14 protein-coding genes and 1 pseudogene are annotated in these 19,036 nt (G+C 38.6%); 8 read left to right on the top strand and 7 right to left on the bottom strand.

Features of this window, described 5'->3' with window-relative positions; genetic code table 11:
* Nucleotides 1-9: 9 nt before the first annotated feature.
* Nucleotides 10-819, top strand: a complete 810-nt coding sequence (phnE, locus tag BAU15_RS01980; RefSeq protein WP_161841064.1) for a phosphonate ABC transporter, permease protein PhnE — start codon at nt 10-12, stop codon at nt 817-819.
* 243 nt (nt 820-1,062) lie between these two features.
* Here phnE and BAU15_RS01975 read toward each other — a convergent pair whose 3' ends face one another.
* Complete coding sequence (locus BAU15_RS01975; protein WP_161841063.1) at nt 1,063-2,448, bottom strand: PTS transporter subunit EIIC; 1,386 nt, start codon at nt 2,446-2,448, stop codon at nt 1,063-1,065.
* Nucleotides 2,449-2,459: 11 nt separating this feature from the next.
* A complete protein-coding gene (locus tag BAU15_RS01970) occupies nt 2,460-3,806 on the bottom strand; it encodes a glycoside hydrolase family 32 protein (RefSeq protein ID WP_161841062.1) in 1,347 nt (448 codons plus the stop codon).
* 169 nt (nt 3,807-3,975) lie between these two features.
* Between BAU15_RS01970 and BAU15_RS01965 the strand changes: the two genes are divergently transcribed.
* The 6 genes from BAU15_RS01965 to BAU15_RS01940 all read left to right on the top strand — a co-directional run bounded on the left by BAU15_RS01965 (nt 3,976) and on the right by BAU15_RS01940 (nt 10,208).
* Nucleotides 3,976-4,815, top strand: a complete 840-nt coding sequence (locus tag BAU15_RS01965; RefSeq protein ID WP_161841061.1) for an AraC family transcriptional regulator — start codon at nt 3,976-3,978, stop codon at nt 4,813-4,815.
* A gap of 2 nt (nt 4,816-4,817) precedes the next feature.
* Nucleotides 4,818-6,995, top strand: a complete 2,178-nt coding sequence (locus BAU15_RS01960) for an alpha-galactosidase (protein ID WP_161841060.1) — start codon at nt 4,818-4,820, stop codon at nt 6,993-6,995.
* Between the two features lie 15 nt (nt 6,996-7,010).
* The gene (locus tag BAU15_RS01955; protein WP_161841059.1) at nt 7,011-7,469 is read left to right on the top strand and encodes a PTS sugar transporter subunit IIA; all 459 of its coding nucleotides are present in this window, start codon (nt 7,011-7,013) and stop codon (nt 7,467-7,469) included.
* A gap of 180 nt (nt 7,470-7,649) precedes the next feature.
* Entirely contained in the window at nt 7,650-8,222 is a 573-nt protein-coding gene (locus BAU15_RS01950) for a TetR/AcrR family transcriptional regulator (RefSeq protein ID WP_161841058.1), read from the top strand.
* 125 nt (nt 8,223-8,347) lie between these two features.
* Entirely contained in the window at nt 8,348-9,367 is a 1,020-nt protein-coding gene (locus BAU15_RS01945; protein WP_161841057.1) for an NADP-dependent oxidoreductase, read from the top strand.
* 4 nt (nt 9,368-9,371) lie between these two features.
* Nucleotides 9,372-10,208 carry an alpha/beta fold hydrolase gene (locus tag BAU15_RS01940; protein WP_161841056.1) on the top strand — a complete coding sequence of 279 codons (837 nt, stop codon included), beginning with the start codon at nt 9,372-9,374 and terminating at the stop codon, nt 10,206-10,208.
* A 95-nt stretch (nt 10,209-10,303) separates the two neighbouring features.
* On the opposite strand, the gene BAU15_RS01935 is transcribed toward BAU15_RS01940, so the two are convergent.
* Genes BAU15_RS01935 through BAU15_RS01920 form a run of 4 tightly spaced genes read right to left on the bottom strand, consistent with a single transcriptional unit; the run spans nt 10,304 to nt 16,259 of the window.
* Complete coding sequence (locus BAU15_RS01935; RefSeq protein WP_161841286.1) at nt 10,304-10,966, bottom strand: HAD family hydrolase; 663 nt, start codon at nt 10,964-10,966, stop codon at nt 10,304-10,306.
* Between the two features lie 33 nt (nt 10,967-10,999).
* Nucleotides 11,000-12,403 (bottom strand): 6-phospho-beta-galactosidase, encoded by a 1,404-nt coding sequence (gene lacG / locus BAU15_RS01930; protein WP_161841055.1) that lies wholly within the window; start codon nt 12,401-12,403, stop codon nt 11,000-11,002.
* A gap of 25 nt (nt 12,404-12,428) precedes the next feature.
* A complete protein-coding gene (locus BAU15_RS01925; RefSeq protein ID WP_161841054.1) occupies nt 12,429-14,963 on the bottom strand; it encodes a glycosyl hydrolase in 2,535 nt (844 codons plus the stop codon).
* 30 nt (nt 14,964-14,993) lie between these two features.
* Nucleotides 14,994-16,259, bottom strand: a complete 1,266-nt coding sequence (locus tag BAU15_RS01920) for a PTS sugar transporter subunit IIC (protein WP_161841053.1) — start codon at nt 16,257-16,259, stop codon at nt 14,994-14,996.
* A 124-nt stretch (nt 16,260-16,383) separates the two neighbouring features.
* Here BAU15_RS01920 and BAU15_RS01915 point away from each other — a divergent pair, with 124 nt between their 5' ends.
* Nucleotides 16,384-17,340: an AraC family transcriptional regulator gene (locus BAU15_RS01915; protein WP_161841052.1), complete on the top strand. Its 957-nt coding sequence runs from the start codon at nt 16,384-16,386 to the stop codon at nt 17,338-17,340.
* Nucleotides 17,341-17,476: 136 nt separating this feature from the next.
* Here the strand turns inward: BAU15_RS01915 and BAU15_RS01910 are convergent.
* Nucleotides 17,477-18,792 (bottom strand): annotated as a pseudogene (locus BAU15_RS01910) (MFS transporter).
* Nucleotides 18,793-19,036 lie beyond the last annotated feature (244 nt).

The following is a 19,036-nucleotide window of genomic DNA, read 5'->3' as shown; positions in this document are numbered from 1 at the left end:
AGAATTTGTATGCATGATGTAATTAGCACAAAGCTAAATGAAGAACCATCAAAGAAAAAACAATACGCCTTGTTAGCCATTCTTATCCTTGCTGCCTTAATCTGGTCACTTTCTGCCATTCAATTCAATGCAACCGATGATGGCGGTCTAAAGATTGCTGGAAAAATCGTTCTAGGAATTTTACAGCCAGATATGGATTTATTATGGAACTTCACCGACCAAGGTGTCTTTTATCTTTTATTTGAAACAATCTGTATCGCCTTTTTAGGAACAATATTTGGCGCGATTCTATCCATCCCAGTAGCCTTCTTAATGGCTCCAAGCGTTGTGCCAAAACCAGTCTACTTGTTGATGCGCTTTTTTGTGATTGTGATTCGGACGATTCCAGCGCTTGTTTACGGCTTGATGTTTGTCCGCGTGACCGGACCTGGACCTTTCGCCGGGGTGATGACGATGTCTCTGACTTCTATCGGGATGGTCTCAAAACTTTATGTTGATGTCATCGAAGATATCGATGTTGGCATCTTGGAAGCCATGGACTCAATGGGCTGTACCACGTTTGAAAAAATTCGCTTTGGGATCATTCCCCAGCTGATTGCTAACTTCACATCGATTACGATTTATCGGTTTGATATGAACCTACGTGACGCAACAATCCTCGGATTAGTCGGTGCTGGCGGGATTGGTTCACCATTAATTTTCGCCATGAACTCTTACCGTTGGAACCAAGTCGGCTCAATCCTGATTGGTTTGATTGTGCTGATCCTAATCGTCGAAGTTATCTCGAATCGACTACGTGGAAAATTGGTTAAGGGGTAAAACCAGGCTTACAATCGCTGATTTTTGTAACATAAATAACAAATATATCAACTCTCTCAAATCTGAGGAGTCTGTTAGTAGAATATATTTCTACTGACAGCTGCCACAGATTTGAGAGTTTTTTTATCCACGGATTCCTTTCTATATAAAAAAACACATAGACAAGTAGTTATCCTCATCCATGTGTTCCTCTTTATTTCGCTAGTTTCAATTCATCAAACGACTTCACTAGTAAGTCTTCGCTTATAATTCTTGCTCTTTCTTGTAACCAATTGTCCAAGTTAAGCCAAATGCAACACCGAATGCTACTAGGTTAACTAAAAGATATAATGGCAATTGTTCATTAAGATATAGCAACGTGCCAGGAATACCAGTCAAGGCCATGCCGTTTGCTCGTAGGTTGAAGATTGAGGCTAGGAAACCGCCGACTCCACCACCAATCATTGACATAACAAAGGGTTTCACTAAGCGTAAAGTTACCCCGAATACAGCTGGTTCAGTAATTCCTAACATAGCTGAAAGTGCTGATGGAAAAGCAATTTGCTTCATTTTTGGCGAAATCGTTTTGATTGCAACTGCTAGTACAGCTCCTGCTTGCGCCATGTTTCCGCACGTCCCGATTGGATTCAAATAATTCCATCCATCTTGAGCCAACATGCTAATCTCTAAAAAGTTTAGAATATGGTGAATCCCAAATATACCTAATAACTGACCAAAGCTACCGTAGACTAAACCGCCAATCCCAAACGGCAGATTTAAGAGAAACTCAACCGCATGTAAGACGCCAATCTCGACCTCGTGGAATATGGGACCAACAATAAATAACGCCAGAGTTAAGCCAATCAATAAAGTTAAAAACGGCGTCAAAATTAAATCCAATGAATTAGGGATTCGTTTGCGTAAGAAAATCTCAATCTTAGATCCTAAAATCCCGGTAACAAAGGCTGGCAGTACTGACCCTTGGTAGCCTACCACTTTTATGAAGCCAAAGAATACAAGTGGTTCAGCTGCCTGTTGACCAACCTCATACGCATTAGGTAACACTGAATTGACGAGCATTAAACCTAAAACAATCCCTAAAATCGGTGTCCCACCAAAAATTCTGAAGGTTGACCAAGCCACTAATGCAGGCAAAAAGGCAAAGGCTGTATCCGTTAAAATTTGTGTGAATAATAAAAATTGTTGCGGAATATCTTCTGGTGTCAGTCCAACAACTCCCAGAACCGCTTCTTGTGTCAACAATCCCCGTAATCCCATGAATAAACCAGTTGCGACTAAGACAGGAATAATCGGAACAAAAACATCGCCAAATATTCTAATCGCTCGTTGGAAAGTCATCTTCTGTTTTTCCTCAGTCTCTTCAGTTGAATTGGCTGTTTGACCATCAACAAGTGGCGCAAATTCTTCATAGACTTTATTAACCACGCCTGTCCCTAAAATAATTTGGTATTGGCCAAAATTGAAGAAGCTACCTGACACTTTATCTAATGCTTCAACTTCTTTGACATCAATCTTTTCTTGATCCTTAATAATAATTCGTAATCTTGTCGAACAATGTGTCACAGATTGAACATTCTCTGCTCCGCCAACGAATTCTAATATTTTTTGTGCACTCTCTTTATAGTTCATTTATTTTCCCCCTAATAAGTATAAAACATAATTGAGCCGTTGTGACCTAAATTTTCATACGTAATATCTCTTGTTGAATAATTGCAAAAATTTCTCATCGAAAAGACATACTGTCCTTCATTAATAAATACTTCTACAGCTGAGCCGTCATTAAAAATCTGCAGGCTAGTTAATTGATCAATTGCGAACTTTTTCATTTCATTTTCCCCAGATACCCAATTAATTCGACTGATTTCTAGCTGTCCCTCTTGATAGCGAAGTTGATTTCCACCCGCATTAAAGGTCAGTGTAAATGGTGCTGTTTGGTTGTCAAATTTAACCAGTAGTTCATAGATTGGCTGTGAATTTTTTATGACAGCTGACTGTTGGTGGTACGCCGCTTGTTTTTTTCTCAGTTGCTGATATTCCTCTAATGGCACTTGATACAGACGATTCTCTTGCCACTTCAACTCTCTCGGTAAAGTTAGACAATGAACATAGCCCTCCTCAATGGTCGGACACTGTTGCTCCTCTTCATCTGTCATTCGAGACATCCACGCCACAAGAATTCGACGACCTTTCTCATCAATAAATGACTGAGGCGCATAGAAATCAAAGCCCTGATCCAACAATTGTAAGGATTGAGCTTCTTTTGGCAAAAACTTTTTGTTCTGGTAATCAATCTTCCCCACTAAATAACCTGAATAACTCCCTAACGCCAAATCATCTTCAGTCACTGGCGTTCGTTTTTGAGGACAGACTAGCAACAAATCAACGCCCTCTGCTAAATGAAACGTATCAGGACACTCACACATCTGTTCCAATAAAGGATCTGTAAAAAAAAGTCCTTGATAGGTCCAATCTATCAAATTTCCTGACTCAAATAAGGAAATCGCGCCTTCGTTATTCTCTGTTTGGGCACCGACAATCATCCACCATTTTCCATCATGCGCCCAAACTTTCGGGTCTCGATGGTGCTCCGTCAAACCTAGCGGTGTCTCTATCACAGTATCTGACTTAATAAATGTTCGACCATCTTTAGAATAAGCAATCCTTTGACGGCTTTTTCGCTGGTCCTCTTCTTTGCTATTACCGGTATAAAAGAGATACAGTTGCCCGTCTTTTTCCACTGCACTCCCTGAATAAATACCATCTTTGTCGTTCACTTGATCGGGCAAAACAGCCGAGCCATGTGCCTGCCAATCAAGTAAATCACTGGAAGTAAACAAGCCCCACTCCTTGTAGTCATGCGTCGTCTCAAAACGATTCCATTGATGAAAAAAATAATATTTCCCTTTAAATTGAATCAATCCATTGGGGTCGTTCAATAATCCTACCGCAGGTTCTATATGGAATAAATTCTTATACGCGCTTTTCAAATTTATTAACAGCCCCTTTCCAATTTATCATTTGATGCGCTTTCAAGTAACGAACTAAAGAAATAGTACCATTCTCAAACTGAATCGGAATATGGCAAAACTTAATAGAAATATGGAAATTTCTAAGATTGACATCATTTATTCGATTTCACCCTGTATAATGAAATTTATGAATAATAACCTAAGAGAATACACCGATAAATTTACTGACTTTTCCAAAAAGAGTATCTCCGACTTCATTTTATATAACTGTGGCATCGAAACATGCGCGCCTAGTCACAGTTACGGTCCGAAAAGACGCGATTATCATTTTATCCACTTTGTTAAGGAGGGCAAAGGCGTCTTAGAAATCGAGGATCAGAAAATCGCTGTCCATGAGAATCAATTTTTTATTGTTCCCGCAAATGTCATCTCGACTTACACAGCCGATGACTTAGAGCCATGGAAATATTCTTGGATTGGCTTTACCGGGATTGAATCATTTAATTTTGTGCAAGCCTTGATTCACTCTGCTGCTACGAATTTTGTGATTGACTGTTCAGATGCCACATTTTATGAAAAAAGAATTGAAGAAATTATGCAGCTGAATCAAAATAGTCTGTCTTCCTATTATCGAATTAATGGGATTATGTACGATATTGTCGGTACCCTTTTGAGTGAATGCGAGGTTGATTTAGTCAACAATCGTAATTCTTCGCCTTCTTTCCAAGCGATGCAGTATATGGATTTACATTATCACGACGACATTCAAATCTCTGATATTGCCTACTCAGTGGGGATTCACCCGAACTATTTATCTGCAATGTTCAAAGAAGAGCTGGGCATTACTCCTAAAAAATACTTAACGAATCTGAAAATTAATAAAGCCAAAAAGCTTTTAATCGAGAGCCAAGACCCCATCAACTTAGTCGCAAGCTCTGTAGGCTTTTCGGATGCTCTTTCCTTCTCAAAATTTTTCAAAAAGGAGTTAGGGATTTCACCCACTGACTTTAGAAAGGATATTCATTAACTATGACTGAATTAATTCAATTTGATCCTAAAAAGCAGCTATTTATCCTATCTAACGCTGCCACAACTTATCTAATGGAAATTGTCGAAGAGACTTATTTACTCCACCGTTATTGGGGCAAACGATTGACTGATTATCACTTTAGCAACCGTCCGCCACTAAAAAAAAGAACATTTGCTGCCACGCCGCTGATTGAGAAACCGGAAATTTCGCCAGAATTTTTGCCCTTCGAATTCCCTTTTGCGCACCAAGGGGACTACCGAAATTCGGCCATCTCCATTCAACGAGAGAATTCAGAAACCTTGACCCGCTTTCATTATCAACACTACGAGATAAAAACAGGTATTCATGATTTGCCAAATCTCCCTCATGCCAGAGCGACCGATGCTTTTAGCCAAACCTTGGTTATTTATCTCTATGATCAAATAGCTGAATTGGAGTTGGCCTTGTTCTACACTATTTTTGAAGATTCGCCAATAATTGTTCGCTCTTCTCAACTTACAAATAAAAGCCAACAAACGATTCAACTTCAAAAATTACTCAGTGCTTCCTTGGATATCCCGTATGAGCAACAGCTGTCTACGACTTTTTATGGGACACATCAAAAAGAATTCCAACTTAATAGAAGTCCTATCCAACACGGATTGTATCAGATTGGGAGTTCCAGAGGCGCTAGTAGCCCACAATATCCGCCGTATCTTGCTTTATCAAAAGATGCCACTGAACATCAAGGCGACGTTCATGCACTCAGTCTAATTTACAGCGGCAATCACGAAATCACCTTAGAACGTGACCAATACAATCAGCTTCGTGTTCAGATTGGCTTAAATAGTCAGAATTTTTCTTGGAAGCTAGCTCCTGATGAAACTTTTTGTTCGCCACAAGCGCTACTCTCCTATAGTGACCAAGGATTTAACGGAAATTCACAAAATTTCCATCAGTTTTTCACGAACCATTTGATTCATCCTGCTTGGAAACAAAAAACTCGCCCAATCTTAATCAACAGTTGGGAAATGACTTATTACGACGTGAATGCTCTCTTGCTCACGCGCTTAATTGACGCAGCAGACGAGCTAGGCTTTGAGACTGTCGTCCTCGATGATGGCTGGTATCAGAATCGGAATAGCAGTAAAACTTCTTTAGGTGATTGGACTATTGATCAAGAAAAATTCCCCGACGGACTCAAACCTTTAGTCGACTACGCCAAGCAAAGAAATATTGGCTTTGGTATCTGGTTTGAACCTGAGATGATCTCGCCCAATACCCAATTAATCAGAGAGCATCCTGAATGGGTCATGCGTAGCGCTGAGTACGAACCAATTTTAGGCCGTAGTCAATATATACTAGACCTGACGAATCCTGAAGTTCAGCAATTTATCATCGAAACTTTAGCTAAAACTATCACGGAACTCGGGGTAAATTACGTGAAGTGGGATATGAATCGGCACATGACTGAACCCTTCTCACAAAGCCAAACATTTGCTGCGTCAGAATATAGTCATCGCTACATGCTAGGCCTATATCAGATTATTGATACACTAACGAGTACGTATCCTAATGTCCTTTTTGAAAATTGTTCAAGTGGCGGTGGTCGCTTGGATCCAGGGATGCTCTATTACTTCCCACAGACTTGGATTAGCGATAATACTGATGGCTTAGACCGGCAACAAATTCAATACGGCGCTAGCTATCTTTTCCCGATTTCTTCCATGACTGGTCACGTTTCTGATGTGCCGAATCATCAGACGCAGCGCCTGATTCCATTTGAGACGAGAGCCGCACTGGCCTCTTCGACAAATATGGGTTATGAAATGGATATTATTCAGCTATCCACTGAAGAAAAAGAACAGGTTAAGCAACACATCCAGCAATATAAAGAAGAAAGAACCTTACTTATGAATGGCAAATTTTATCGCTTGGACTCACCTTTTGATAGTAATCTTTGTGCTTGGTTATTTCTCAATCAAGAAGAAGTGATACTCTATGTTTTCCGAAACATCTACCAAGTATTTGATTTATCCTTACTCATAAAACTACCCGTTCTTGAGGCTACTAGTTACTATCAAGAAGCTAAAACGCAACAAATTTACTCCGGATCCGAATTAATTCACTGTGGACTTGCCTTAGAAAATCCAAAAGGTGATTTTCTAGTTCATAAAATCAAATTGAAAAAATTATAATGGAGGATGATTCACATGTTTTTCACTAAGAAAAAAGAAGCATTTTTTGCGCCGGTCAAAGGAGAATTATTGCCACTAGAAAAAGTCGATGATCCCGTCTTCTCTTCAAAAGTGATGGGTGATGGCTTCGGGATTGCGCCTGAAAATAATCAGGTTTACAGCCCTGTAAATGGCAAAGTAACCAGCATTTTCCCTACGAAACACGCAATCCTAATTGAAACCAAAAAAGGCCAAGCTGTCTTAGTCCATATCGGTATTGATACAGTCGAATTAAACGGGCAAGGCATCGACGTTCATGTGAAAGAAAATCAAAAAGTTACGTCAGATACATTACTCGTAACCGTCGATTTTCCAGCTATATTAGCACAAGGAAAACAAACAACCGTAATTGTTGCGTTTGAAGGTATTCCTTCCATCAAACTAAATTCTGACGGCTCGGTATCGGCACAGGAAATGATTGGAACTTTAGATTAGATGTCAAAAAACCTCGATGAGCGTACCGGTTCATCGAGGTTTTTTTATTTGTCATTTATTTCGCTAGAACAATCAATCGTCCACCGCGAGTATTCGTTTGAAGCTTTTTTATTTACAAGTTTCTATTCCTCTGCTAATATTAGAACGTTCATTCTAATAAGTTTGCAGGAGGTGCTAGTTATGGCACGAACAAAAGAATTTGATGAAGTGGCTGTTTTAGATAAAGCCGTGCGCATCTTTTGGAGAAAGGGCTACGAAAAAACTTCAATTCAAGATTTAGTTGATGGGATGGGCATTCATCGTCGGAGTATTTATGATACCTTTGGCGATAAGCATGCGTTGTTTCTACGCTCACTGACTCGTTATTCCTCTGAATTAGAGCAATCAATTGCGACAAGTGTTTCAGCGGATCTGTCGATTAAAGAAAAGTTTACCCATCTATTTAGTTTAGTACTGTCAGAAAATACCGATGTGCCTCGCGGTTGTTTAATCGTCAACTCAGCAACTGAATTAGCCTTATTAGATGAAGAAGTTGCGGCCATTGTTCAAAAACAATTTGATAAAACAGAAAACTTTTTCTACAAATTACTCGTGGATGCACAAGCAAACGGCGAACTCCAAACTAAGCAATCATTGAAAGACTTAGCAGCCTATCTACATAACGCTTGGGTCGGCTTACGAGTCCTAGCCAAAACTACCAATGATCAAGAAAAATTACAATCGATTATTACTGTTACGTTAGCTGTGATTTAGTTGCAGCTAATGTGGTGGTAACGATCGTATGATTCACAGATACTAATTGACTAATAGAATACATGACCCATTTATATTTTTTTAAAATAAACTAGAACGACCGTTCTAAAAAGGAGAACTCATTTATGAAAGCAGCACAAATTAAAGGCTACTCAAAAGAATTTAACGCAGAAATAGTCGAAATTCCGGTACCAGAAATCAATGATGAACAGGTCTTGGTCAAGGTCAAAGTCGCCGCAGTCAATCCCTTAGAAATTCTGAATACCACTGGAGCTGTAAAATTAATTCAAGATTACAAGATGCCTCTGACAATCGGCAATGAGTTGACTGGCGTGATTGAAAAAGTCGGTAAAAATGTCGTTGGCTTCAACACGGGTGACGCCATCTATGCTCGCTTACCGATCGAACAGATTGGCGCTTTTGCTGAATATGTTGCGATTGATGCTGCAGCTATCTGGCATTTACCCGAACACTTGGATTTTGCGACAGGTGCAGCCGTGCCACTGACCGGACTGACAGCTTATCAAGGATTACACGAAGAACTTGAAGCGCGCGCTGGACAAACAGTCTTTATTCCTGGTGGCTCAGGCAGTTTTGGTCAAATGGCGATCCCAATTGCTAAAGAAATGGGCTTACACGTGATTGTTTCAGGCAATCCTGAAGCGAAAGAACGGACTTTAGCTCTTGGTGCAGACAGATATATTAATTACAAAGAAGAAAATTATTGGGAAATCTTAGATCCCGTTGATTTCGTGATTGATACCTTGGGCGTTGAAGAATTTGACCACGAGCTATCAGTCATTAAACCTGGCGGCCGTCTATTAAGTTTGAAAGCTGGCCCTAACAAAAAATTCGCTGTCGATAAAAAATTCCCGAAATGGAAACAAGCTTTATTCGGTGTTGCAGGAGCAAAGCTAGATAAAAAAGCCAAAGAAAAAAACATCGAGTATCGCTTCATGTTCGTCCGTGCTGACGGTAAACAACTGATGGCAGTTAGTGATTTAGTGACAAAAAAACAACTAGTACCCGCAATTGATCCAACTGAATTTACCTTAGAGGATGTTAACAAAGCCTTGATGCACGTGGCTACAGGACATCCTAAAGGAAAAGTCTTGCTTAAAATCGATGCATCTGAAAGAAGGTAAGCAGATGAATTACGTAGAAGCTCCAAATTTATTCGTTAAAGATCAAGCAGGTCGTAGCTTTGTCTATCGTGAGCTGGGCCAAACAACTGGGATCCCCCTCGTTTTATTTACTCATTTATCTGCAACGTTGGATAACTGGGACCCAACTGTCATTGACGGCTTAGCACGAAACTTTCATGTAATCGCATTTGACGGACAAGGCGTTGGACTTTCTGGTGGGAAAACACCAAAAACCATCAAAGAAATGGCGCTTGATGGCTTGGCTTTTATCGATGCATTAAATCTAGAATATGTCTCACTTTTAGGCCTCTCAATGGGTGGTATGGTGGTCCAAGAAATGATTCTCGAACGGCCGGCTTTAGTCGATCGCTTAATTTTAGTTGGAACTGGCCCTAAAGGTGGGATTGGCATTACCGAGGTTGGCAAAATTACCAATCGTGCACTGGCCAAATCGCTAGTGACTTTTAAAGATTTAAAACATTATCTCTTCTTCTCCCCAAGTAAAAATAGTCAACAAAAGGCTAGCCAATACTTAGCAAGACTAGCAACTCGGAAAAGAAATAAAGATAAATCAATTGGTTTAGGTAGTTACCGCAATCAGTTGAAAGCCATTCATCAATGGGGCAAAGATCCAAAAGACCCCCTTGAACAGATCAGCCAGCCAACCTTAATTGTTAACGGCGACGAAGACAAGATGGTGCCAACTGAAAATTCATATGACCTTGCTCAACGGATTCCTCACAGTAAGCTAGTCATTTATGAGGATGCTGGACACGGTTCTTTGTTTCAATATTCAGACGAATTCGTTGCTGAAGTCACTGAGTTTTTGAATCGAAAATAACACAATAAGTCCACAGCCTAAAATCAGAAATCAATTCTAGGCTGTGGACTATTTCCTTTAAATTGCTGTTCCACTACGTAGAGTTATTTTGCTTACTATAACTTAAACGTAGTAAAATCTTTCATTACTTCTGCTATATTCAGTTCTGGATTATCAAATAATTTTTGATTGCTGCCAGCATTATCAATCGCAATAATTTTACCAATTTTTGCTTTTGAAGCTGCTAAAATTCCAAAATAAGAATCTTCGAATACTAAACAGTTTTCAGGGCGAACGTCGATTTTTTTGGCTGCCTTAATAAATATATCTGGCTCAGGTTTCCCAGGAAAAGAACCATCATCATAAACCACTTTCTCAAAATCGAACCACTGACTGAGTTCAAAACGATCAAAGTAAAAGTCGACGTTTTCTTTCGTAGTTGCCGTGGCAATGGTCATCGGAATTTTTGATTCTTTCAATTTATCTAAAACTGCTGGCAGTCCGTCAGTTAGGACCACGCGTTGTTCATCTTGCACGCAAAGCATCCGATAATTCTTCTCTTTTTCCATCCCTAGTATAGCGACTTCTCCAGCTGATAAATCAGGTGAAATCAACTTTTTAATAATCTCATCATTTGTGCGACCATGAATTGTTCGCAATATTTCTTCGTCTGAGATTTCTTCTTTTGCATATTGTTTGATCATATGGATCCAAGCTGATTCGTGTAAATCAGAATCTTGAAACATGGTTCCATTGAAGTCAAAAATAATTCCTTTAATTTCTGTCATCTCTTTATTCCCACTATCAACTATTTATTTTTTATTGTTTTCAATTAACTCTTTATACCAATACGCACTCTTCTTAGGAATTCTTTCTTGTGTTTCAAAATCAACATAAAACAGGCCATAGCGTTTATTATAGCCATTCGTCCAAGAGAACATATCTTGATAAGACCAGATAAAGTAGCCTGCTACACGAACACCTTCTTCGATAACTTTAGCGACTTCCTTCAGATGATTCTCGATATACTCAATTCTCTCTGTATCGATGATTTCGCCGTTTTCATCAGGTGTTTCTTTCTTCCCTAAGCCATTTTCTGTGATATAAATCTTAGCAACATTTGGATAATCTTGGCTGATTCTTCGCAATGTATCCCCTAACCCTTGTGGATAAATTGGCCAATCCCAATCCGTCGTTGGTAAGCCTTCTCTTAACACTTCCTGTCCGACACCAGCTAATTTACGCTTAGAACTGCCTTTCGTACCTGTCCCATTATGAATAAATTCAGAAGGGCCATCGTAACTTTCGACAAATTTACTATAATAATAGTTTACTCCCACAAAATCGACAGTTTCAGCTGCTTGCTCTAATTCTGCCAATTCATCTGACGTGATTTTAATCATTGATTGATTATTTGCTTTAATAATTGATTCAACGATTTCTAATAACTCAGGAGAATAGCTACCCTTAAGTGTGCCGTCTAATAAAAATTTATTTTCAAGCACATCTTGTCTGATTGCAGCTAAACGGTCGGCTTCTTTCTCGCTATTCGGATAAACCGTTTGAATGGCGTGAACGACACCAATTTCTCCAGGAACATTCATTTCTCTAAATTTATTGACCACTCGCGCATGGGCGAGATTCAAATAATGTTGTTGTTGGAAGCAATCGGCAAACTGATACTTGGCTCCTGGCGGGAAAGTCCCCGTAATTCTTTGTTGTTTGGCTAAAGTTGTCGGTTCATTAATCGTAATCCAGAAATGAATTTCTTTATACTCCTCAAAACAAAAAGTTGCAAAATCAGTAAAATGATCAATCATTTCTTTGTTTAGCCAATCGCCTTTAACGAATAAGGCTTCTGGCGTATCAAAATGGTGCAAAGTCACGTAGGGTTCGATTCCATTATCCTTCATCTCTTTGAACATTCGATGATAAAATGCTACCCCTCGAGGTTCGATTTTTCCATAGCCTTCTGGAAAAATTCTCGACCAAGCAATTGAAACTCTAAGTGAAGTGATCCCAAATTCTCGCGCATTTTTAAAATCAATTGGGTATTGATTGTAGAAATCGCAGGCTGGATCTGCTGAGAAACGTCCTTGTTCTTCTAAGAATTGGTCCCATAACACGCGACCTTTTCCATCAACTGTCGTCGAGCCCTCGGTTTGATAAGCCGCTGTTGCAGCACCGAAAACAAAATCTTTTGGTAATTTAAGCATCTAAAAACTCCATTTCTGTGGTTGTTTAATAACAAATTATTACTGGTTCTAATAAACCAGACGGCTGACGAACTTGTGCAGCTGAATGTTTTTCAAAGACTTCTTTATCTAATGTATTCGTAATATCAATCACTAGCTGATTGTGTCCCTTGCTCAGCTGGCATTCAAAGAACTCATAAGGCGGACAGATTCGAGCTCCTAAATTCTCACCATTTAGTGTCACTTCAGCAACTTCATAGACGCCATTCAGCTGAATTTTAGCGGTATCTAATGCTTCTTCTAGCTGGAAATTAAATTCATAACGAATCGTTCCGGCAAAGCTTGAATCGATATATTTAGTAATATCCACTAACTTATCAATTGCTGTTTCTTGACTAAACACTGGATAATCAATCGCTTTTGCAAAAGAAATCGTCGCTTTTTCATCCAAAACTTTCTTCATGTTGTATGTTTGTTCAGCTACCAAATAGTCTTCCTTACCAACTCCGTCGAAGACAACACATGACTCATACGCAGCTAGAGTAAGTTTATTTTCTGTAATAGCGGTCACTCGATTATTTAATACATCCAATCGATACGGCTTCTCAAATTGTGAAAAATTAATTGTTGCGGCTAGCTCATCATGCGGATGTTCATTAAAGAACATATAGTAATCTTCCGAATCTTTCTGATAATGAATCGCACGAAGATAAGGCAACTTCTCTTCCAGCTGATACTCACTTAAGCCAGCTTCAGTCAAATAATCTTCAAATTCAGGTAAACTCATCAACTGAGATTTCTCTTTCAACCTCGCTTGATCAACGTAAACACGTTGCTCCATTGTCGCTTTTGGATAGCCACCAATAAATATGACCGTTGTTTCTTCGCTACGAGAGATAAACTGATACAAATCGTCATCAATATATTCACTATAAGGAACCACGATTACAGAATAATCGTTGCCATTAATAGTTAACTTTTTATCCGCAACTACCGCATAATCATTTTCCTGTTTAAACACGTCATTGGGAATGATATCAAACTCGACTTGTTGTTGTGTCAATGCTCTTGCTGGTTTTTGGCTGGACATATAGTCCCCTGTCCATTCACTTTCAGCATGATAAATAACTGCAACTTCAGCATTTACTTGACCATCAGATAACAAGGTTGCCATCTTATTGGTATAAGTCATCAACTGTTTAAAATAACGGAATTGCGGATTTTGTCCATGGCCATAAAAATGAGGCGGACAATCATCATCTGGAAATGGTGCTGGTGAAAAAGCATGCGGAACAAAATTATTTATTCCACGTACTAGTAGATGATCTAGAATCCATTTCATTAATTTCACACCTTCGTGCCAGCCATAAGCACCAAACACCTCGGTCATAGAATTCCCTTGTTTCTTAGCATCAATTCTCGCTAATGAAGAAGTCATCTTGCCAAGCGCGTAGTGGAAAAACTCGCCATCCCAGACGCCACGAGCCCAAGAATGTAGTCCTGAATCCAATCCAGGAATCAGTTGGTTGGAAATAATATCCGAACCAGCCATATCTTGACCAATCATCGAACGATAAAAGTGTCCAGCACCCACGCCCAAGCGAGCATGAGATTCTCTATCTTCAATAATGTGCCCAATATATTTTACTTGATGTGCGCGACACCAATTCCCTAACGCATTACTAAAATTCTCTTGGTATAATTCTGTCACTACATCCATGAATTGTTTTCTAATCTTGGGTGTTTCTTCGTTAATCATGGTCCATAAATGCGGAAGTTTTTCTAAATAGTTTCCCCCATATAGCGCCATAAGTTTTTCCAGGACTTCCGGACTCCAAGGCAACGGCATATTCTTGCCGATTAAACTATCGCTTTTAACGCCACGTTCATTTTGAAACCCTGGCTCATCTGAGAAAAAACCGACAATTGTTTGACCAAATTCATCTGCAAACTGTTCATAATGTTTTTCGTAGACTTCTTTAATCAAGATTTCGCAAGATTCTTTACTCATCATGTTAATGTAATCAGGTGCTACATCCGTTTCAGAACTAATATTTAACACATAAATATCCCAACGTCCCTCAGGTAAATCAAAATATAAATACCCATCAATGAGCTCATTTGGAAGAATCCGTGATTCTTTTTGACTGACAGCAACCGCTCCTAAAAACTCAGAAGAACTTTCGACTGGAAAAGGTTGATTGATAGATAATGATAAATTGTTACAAGGCCCAACAACATTCACTACATGGTGCTTTAAAACTTTTTTATTCAATCCTGGGTAGTTCTTAACTTTATTATTTGCTAACCCAGTCGGAAAATGAATATCGTCTAAAATCCAAATCTTCATATCCCGTTTTTTTGCTTCTTTAATAATCAAAGAAACTCTATCCCACCATGGCCCTTCACAGAACCCTTCAAAAGGACGTGATTCTATACAAAATGCCCGAATATCGGATTCATACATTTTTTGAATATATTCAACAATCGTTTCCTCTTTTTCAGCACTCTTTTGCCAAAAGAAAGGAAGCATATGATTGTCATATTCATTTTTCAATATATCTTCAATCGTGTGTGTCATTATCTGTTCTCCTTATACTTAACTTACTCTTTATTCAGCTGGTAATTCCCCTTGTTCAACTGCATACGCGCGTTTATCTAATACTTTAAAGAATGGGTAATAAACGGCTGCTGAAAAGACAAGTAAGACTGCTTGATACAATGCGACTCTCCAACCACCTAATAAGAATCCTTGCAAGACAACTGGCATACTCCATGGCAATTGGATCCCACTTAAAATCGGTAAAATTCCAGCTTGTGTCATAAAGTAAGCGACGATTGTCGAAATAGTCGGCACTAACATGAATGGAATAATCAGCACCAGATTTAACACAATTGGTGTTCCGAAAATAGCTGGTTCTGCGATACTAAAAATGTCCGGAACGATTGAAAGTTTACCTAGTGTTCTATATTGTTTACTTTTCGCAAAGAAAGTCATCAAGATAATCAATCCCATAATAATCCCGGCACCAGTCATCCCACCATAAACGTTTGTGAAGTTCTTTCCGATAATTTGTGTAGCTGCTTCTCCGGCTTGTGTTCTTTCTAAATTCTCTAAGTCAATCGAGATTAAGATTGGGTTAACGACTGAAACCACTACGATTCCGTGAATACCGAAGAACCAAACAAAGTTACTCAATAACCAAATTAGAGCGACTGCCCAGACTGAACTTCCGATTCCTGAAAGTGGTGTTTGAATCACAGTTGAAACTAGTTGTGGGAATGTTTCAAATGATGTTTTCTCTAAACCAATATGCACAAGTAAAAATAAGGTAATGATGATAAATCCTGGAATAATTGCGCTAAATGCACGAACAGTTGCTGGTGGTACATTTTCTGGCATTTTAATTTCCATATTTTTTTCTTTCATTACAACAAATAATTTACCAGTAATCGCTCCAACAATCATTGCCATAAACATTCCTTGGGCACCTAACCATAATGTTGGAATAGCTTTGCTACCACTTTCCAATAGTTCAAATGGAATCAACAAGACGAAACTACAAACAGAAATAATCCCTGCTGAAACCCCATCTTGATTAAAATTACGAGCAAAACTGTATGCTACTGTGAAGGTTAATAAAATACTAATAATACCCATTGTTGTGTTATTTGGAATCGATAAATAATCTTTGATACCTGCTGATTCCAAGAAATCTAAGTACGGTTGAAACTGAATGTTTCCCAACAATGTATAAATCGAACCAATAATAATCGCTGGAATAACTGCTGAAACCCCATCCGTGATTGCTTTGATGTAACTAATGCTACCGAATTTGTTTGCAAATATCTGCACCTTGTCAATATACTTTTCCATAATATTCCTCCTATTAAGCGTTTACAATTATGTAACAACTGTATTATACTGTAAGAAACGAAGTGTAAAAATGATATATTTCATCTTATTTTCTATCAATTTCTACGATTTCAGGAGGCTAACAATGAATTTTGACGAATTAGATCACCATTTACGACAACTCACAGAACACGAGAAAGATTACTTAGCGGTCATCAACTCAGGCCAGCCAAACATTTTTCGTCCTACTGAAAATCATTTAAAATTATTTGATTTTAAAAAGACCAGTCGCTTTCTAGCTGTTGGTGAACATACCCATGAATACATCGAGCTTAACTATGTTTATTCTGGTTCGATTACGCAAATAATTAATGGCAAAAAAATCCAGTTGAATAAAGGCAATCTGATTATCTTAGATACCCAGGTCAGCCATTCGATTGAGATGCCGGGTGAAAATGATATCTTATTAGCCTTTCGTTTCTCGAAAGAATACTTCAAGATGACTTTCTTTAAAGATTTCAAAACTAATAATCCGATGAGCGACTTTTTGATTAAATCGCTTTTTGAAAGTCAAAAATATAAACGCTATCTCTACTTTAACATTCAAGAAGAGACAGAGCTGACCTATATTTTAAAATTATTGGTGATTGAGTTCTTAAATAATTCTCAACAGTCACTAAATGTGCTGCATCACTATATTTCGATTGTTTTTGAGAAACTCATTCAGCATTATGAGAAGAATATTCCTTCTGATAATGAGAAAGATTCAGAAAAGCACACCAAACTGCGATTTGATATTTTACATTACCTTGATGAACACTATAGTACAACAACGCTTGCTGAAACAGCTGCCTACTTCAATTATTCGCCCAATTATTTTAGTAATCTTGTTCGTAAAGTGTTCCATAAAAACTACTGTCAATTGTTGCGCGAAGTTCGCTTAAAAAACGCACTCATCTTGCTGGATAATACGTCCTTATCAATCGCTGAGATCTGTGAACAAAGTGGATTTTCTAATCAGAACATTTTCTATAGCTTATTTAAAGAGAAATTCCATATGACACCTAAAAAATACCGGCAACAACTTCAAGAAACAGCCTAATATCATAGTATCTAACTATCCACCTCCTCACTGACGAAGAAAAATCACACGAGTTTAGTCTTTTATGACTAGTTTCGTGTGATTTTACTATTTATTAATTTAGTTTTTATTGATTACTACTAATAGCTACTGATTTTTAATCATTTGTTGCTTCGACAACCAACTCTTCTGTCTCAGCTTCAGCATCAGCTTTCTTCTCAGCTAGTTCCTTCTGTAAATCAAGGTCATAATTTCTAGCACTTGGTGTTAAGAATAACAAGATTAGGCAGACAAATGTACCGACTCCGGCGATAACAAAGAGTTTTTCAACCCCTAATTTATCAGCTAATGGACCGGCGGCTAGTAAACCAACTGGGCCAGCTAAACTCATTAAGAAATTTAAACACCTAAGACGCGGCCTAAGTATTTTGGCTCATAGCTCTGTTGAACCATCGCCATCAGCATGGTTGAAAAGAACGGCGTAGCTAGTCCAGCCAAGGCATTAAGTACAGCGAACCAGATGAAGCCAGACATATTTCCTGGTAATAAGCCACTGGGAATCATGGTTGCGGCAATTACAAAATAAGCGAAGAAAACAGGTTTCATTCGATTTTTCCAATGTCCGAATAACCCAATACATGAGCCACCGACTAACATCCCTACTGCATAAATTACTTCAATAATCCCCGCATCAGCTGCTGTTCCTTTGAAATAATTGATGGTCATTAATGGATACAAGCTCGCTGCTGGCATAAAGATTAGCATGAACAGTGTGTTATTCAAGGCGAACCACCATAAGCCTTTGCGCTGCTTCAACATTTTAAATCCTTCGACTGAATCAGTTAAAATGTGGACCTTCTCACCCATTGACGGCAAATGTGGAATGGCAACAAAAATTAACAACGCGACACCTAAAATAGCGCCTAAGACATCAAATAAAATCAAGAAATTCATGTCCATCACGGTAAACAGGAAGGCACCTAGTGCTGGTGCAATAATATAATTCGCCGATTGAACCATACCTAATTGACCATTCACACGTGTAATCTCTGAATCTGGCACCATTGTTGGCAGAATTGATTGAATCGTCGGCATTTGGAAGGTTTGAGCCACCGCTCTGACAAATAAGGCTACATACACAAGCCAAATTGGAAAACCATCCGATGTGAAGCCAACAATTGCTAAGATCAAGGCAAATATTGCCACGATAATATCTGAAAAAATCAGCAAATACTTTTTATTCCAGCGATCAATCAATGGCCCTACAAAAGGACTTAAAACAATCGTCGGAATCATGCCTAATAACGTTGCCTGACTGATGACTGTTGCAGAACCAGTCGTAACAGTTAAATACCATATAATCGAGTATTGGACAATCATACTCGTAATTCCTGATAAGAATTGACCCGTTAGAAAAAGATAAAAATTCCTTTTCCAATGAGTTAAATCAAACGGTTTATCTACTTTATTCATATAAAACACTCCTCAAAAAGACTTTTTCATTGCATTACTTTTCGGCCAATTTTTGAGGCAATTCAAAAATCAACCATTTACGCGTTTCTCAAGCGCATCATGTTCGGGATAACTACTGCAATTTTAAACATCATAATCCCACCTTTCCTAAAAATAACGACGTTGATACGTCAAAAAATAGTATACCATAGGCGCAATAGATAGAAAATATAATTTTGAATAACAGAGAAGAACGAGGATACAA

The organism is Candidatus Enterococcus huntleyi (assembly GCF_009933175.1).
In the GTDB taxonomy this organism is placed as follows: Bacteria; Bacillota; Bacilli; order Lactobacillales; family Enterococcaceae; genus Enterococcus_K; species Enterococcus_K huntleyi.
This window is presented reverse-complemented; position numbering and strand designations above follow the sequence as displayed.